Raw genomic sequence first — 2979 nt, 5'->3', positions numbered from 1 at the left:
TTGCAGGACCGGCTACACCAAGTCAATCCGGCCGCCTGCTTCCATTACCGAGATCGAAAAGCGCGAGAACGCGGCGGCATACGGGTACACCGGCTCCCTGAAAGACGTTGAGTACGACCATCTCGTGCCACTTGAAGTTGGCGGGGACCCGAACGATCCCCGCAACCTGTGGATCGAACCCGGTGCATCCCCAAACCCGAAAGACGGCGTCGAATCTAGGCTGCATGAGCTTGTCTGCGAAGGCAGAGTGCCACTCGCTGCGGCGCAGGAGGCCATCGCCACCGATTGGACTACGGCACTCGATACAGTGCGTTGAAGTGGCGTCTCGCTAACTTACTGCGCGCCAGGGCCTGCTTAAACGCGGTGCTGTTTACATCGTCGCACAGGCTAATTAAAGCGTCCCTTTTAAGCGGAATATGCCCTGGTCGGAGTCGATGATGTCGAGATCTCGCATGCCGGGTTGGCCTGCCTGCTCTTCTGGCGCAGTGCAATTCACGGTGTGGCGGGGCGTGGGATCAGGTTAGCGTGGGTGTGGCCGGACCCTGGTGATTGCCGTTCCCAGTCAGGCGTTACGGGTGGGTTGGGGCGTCGGCTCGACCCCGCGATTTCTGAACTGCGGTTTTGACCTAACCGTTTTGAGCAGCGTTTGAGTGTCGCGAGGTGCCCGGCCAAACGCCTTGTACCGGTCGGCGTATCCGACAACCATTGTTTCCCTTGGGAACACAGTGAGCAGCTGCTCGTTGTAAGTCCACACACGGAGGTCGTGCCCTTCAATACGTGCCGGAAGGTCAGCGCCCTCGGGCAAGGGCCTGCCCGCGAAGCGATCTCTAGCGTAATCAAGAGCGTGGGGGCTTGTGCGGGTACCTAGCCCAACGCTGCGAAGCGTGATCGCTTCAGAGCCGAGGTTGACGATGATGAGTCTGTAGGTCTCTGCGGCCCCGAGGATGGGGAAGATCTCAACCCTGATGCGGGGCCACTTCAGCCAGGTCAGTGCGAGGTTCCACAGCAAAGCTACGACCGACAGCGCGAAGCCGAGAATCCCAAGACTCACGGCGGACAACTGTAGGCCCGCACCTGCCCGGTGACCAGCACTTAGGTTTCTGCATGGCAATGATCGACGAGCTGCTGGGGAATGGATGTCCATCGCCTAGGTGATGCGGGCGCCTAGGTGATGCGGGGGAACCGAGCATTCAGTGCCTTGAGCATTCTTCGCGCTTCGGCAATGCGTTCCCGCATCACCGCCAGACGCTGCGGAGGATCGACGTAGCCTTCGGACTCACAACGGCGTTGCCACGCCGATTCGGCGTTGGTCACTTTCCTCTTCATCGTCGCGATCTCGCGGCGCAGTATTTTGGCGAAGAGTTAGGCCTGGACGCGCTCAGAACGTCGGGTAAGGGGAATGACCTTGGCAACAGCGGCGCTTCCCGTCGATGGTTCATCACCCCTGTTCGTCGCTGCCATTAGCGTCTACCCCAGGAAGCCCAGAGGGTCTGTCACCGGCCAGCCAGCCGCAACGAGCCGCCGCTTTACACGCTCGGTGTCTTCAGGCGAGGGCATGTCGTCGGTCAGCTTGGTGATCGCAACCCGCACGTCAGTTCCCTCGACCGGCGTGTGTCCGATGGACATCAACTCGGTGGCAACGGCTAAGACCTCGTCGTCGGACAGTCGGCGGCGCAGTAGCGCCAAGAGGGGAATGTAGTCGTTCGTCGGGACGCCCTCGGGGTAGCCCGCTCGGAGGAAGGCCACGATCCGCGTCAGCAAACCGGATAGCGGCATGGTTACCCCCTAACGTGAATCGTCCTGCGATCAACATTGGTTCCCCTGGACCGGCCAAGGCAACTTCTTCAAGTATCCGGAAAGATTGCGTTCATGACGAGTTCACCAGTGCTACTGCGCTCGGTCCATGCCCTTCTAGGGTGATGCCATGCGCACGGCGTTCCATGAACAACTCGACTCGCTGACTGAAACGCTCAGCAACATGTGCGGCCTCGCCAGCTTGGCGATGGGCCGTGCGACGCAGGCGCTGTTACAGACGGACCTGGCCATGGCCGAACAAGTTATCAGTGACCATGACGAGCTTGTCCGCATGCAAACCCGCGCAGCGGAAGCTGCCTTTGCGTTGCTCGCGTTGCAAGCACCCGTCGCGGGCGACCTGCGGCTCGTCTTCGGTTCCTTCCAGAACGTGGCAGACGCTGAACGGATGGGCGCTCTGGCACTCCACGTCGCGAAAATCGCTCGCCGCCGCCACCCCAACCCCGCCCTGCCCGAGGAGGTCAAAGGCTACTTCGCCGAGATGGGACGGATTGCCGTAGACCTCGGAAACAGTGCCAAGGACGTGGTGCTATCGCGTGATCCGAAGCAAGCCGCTCAGATCAGCAAGAAGGACGATGCGATGGATCAACTTCACCAACAGCTATTCAGCGTCTTGATGGATAAGGAGTGGAAGCATGGCGTCGCAGCAGCCGTGGATGTCACCCTGCTGGGTCGGTTTTACGAACGCTTTGCCGACCACGCCGTGGAGATAGGGCGTCGCGTTGTCTTTGAGGCGACAGGGGAAGCTGCCAATGACTGAAATATAGGGCCCGCAGCAGATTTCGGCGGAGAGGGAGCGGGCGCTGAGCCGTTTAAGGCGCGAAACCTGCCCGGTAAAGGGTACCCAGGGGTACCCCTTACCCCCTCCAAATGCGGGTCGGGACGAGGAGGCGTTGCATGGCTACTGCGTGGCCACAAACGAGAAGTTCCCAGTGGAGGAGATTAGACCCGGATCGCCGACGCAGCGAGCGATGTCCACATTTGCCCCCGCTGACCCTACCTTGGCCACCGCTGCGGCACCGGCAGCACTGCGGGTGGCGCCCCAGCCCCCGACGAAGCTCTGACCATTATTGGAGAGGGCCACACAGCCACCCCGACCCTCGGCAAGAACGCGGCAGTCGGTTGCGCCATGCCTCTCGGCGCAATGGCTCACCGCATACGCCTCAA

Annotated in this window: 5 protein-coding genes and 1 pseudogene; 2 read left to right on the top strand and 4 right to left on the bottom strand. The window is 61.2% G+C overall.

The window, feature by feature from the left end:
* Positions 1-316, top strand: a pseudogene (locus tag ACLP9N_RS07640) (hypothetical protein); the annotation flags it as partial.
* A gap of 246 nt (positions 317-562) precedes the next feature.
* Here ACLP9N_RS07640 and ACLP9N_RS07635 read toward each other — a convergent pair.
* The 3 genes from ACLP9N_RS07635 to ACLP9N_RS07625 form a co-directional block, all read right to left on the bottom strand.
* Positions 563-1051 carry a hypothetical protein gene (locus tag ACLP9N_RS07635; protein WP_442406821.1) on the bottom strand — a complete coding sequence of 163 codons (489 nt, stop codon included), beginning with the start codon at positions 1049-1051 and terminating at the stop codon, positions 563-565.
* A gap of 113 nt (positions 1052-1164) precedes the next feature.
* Positions 1165-1326 (bottom strand): hypothetical protein, encoded by a 162-nt coding sequence (locus ACLP9N_RS07630; RefSeq protein WP_442406820.1) that lies wholly within the window; start codon positions 1324-1326, stop codon positions 1165-1167.
* Between the two features lie 141 nt (positions 1327-1467).
* Entirely contained in the window at positions 1468-1776 is a 309-nt protein-coding gene (locus tag ACLP9N_RS07625; protein ID WP_442406819.1) for a DUF3349 domain-containing protein, read from the bottom strand.
* 148 nt (positions 1777-1924) lie between these two features.
* On the opposite strand from ACLP9N_RS07625, the gene phoU reads away from it, so the two are divergent.
* Entirely contained in the window at positions 1925-2572 is a 648-nt protein-coding gene (gene phoU, locus ACLP9N_RS07620; RefSeq protein WP_442406818.1) for a phosphate signaling complex protein PhoU, read from the top strand.
* A 141-nt stretch (positions 2573-2713) separates the two neighbouring features.
* Here the strand turns inward: phoU and ACLP9N_RS07615 are convergent.
* Positions 2714-2979 (bottom strand): DUF4189 domain-containing protein (locus ACLP9N_RS07615; protein ID WP_442406817.1); only part of this gene is annotated, 266 nt, incomplete at its 5' end.

The organism is Mycobacterium sp., assembly GCF_052144515.1.
Taxonomy (GTDB): domain Bacteria; phylum Actinomycetota; class Actinomycetes; order Mycobacteriales; family Mycobacteriaceae; genus Mycobacterium.
This window is presented reverse-complemented; position numbering and strand designations above follow the sequence as displayed.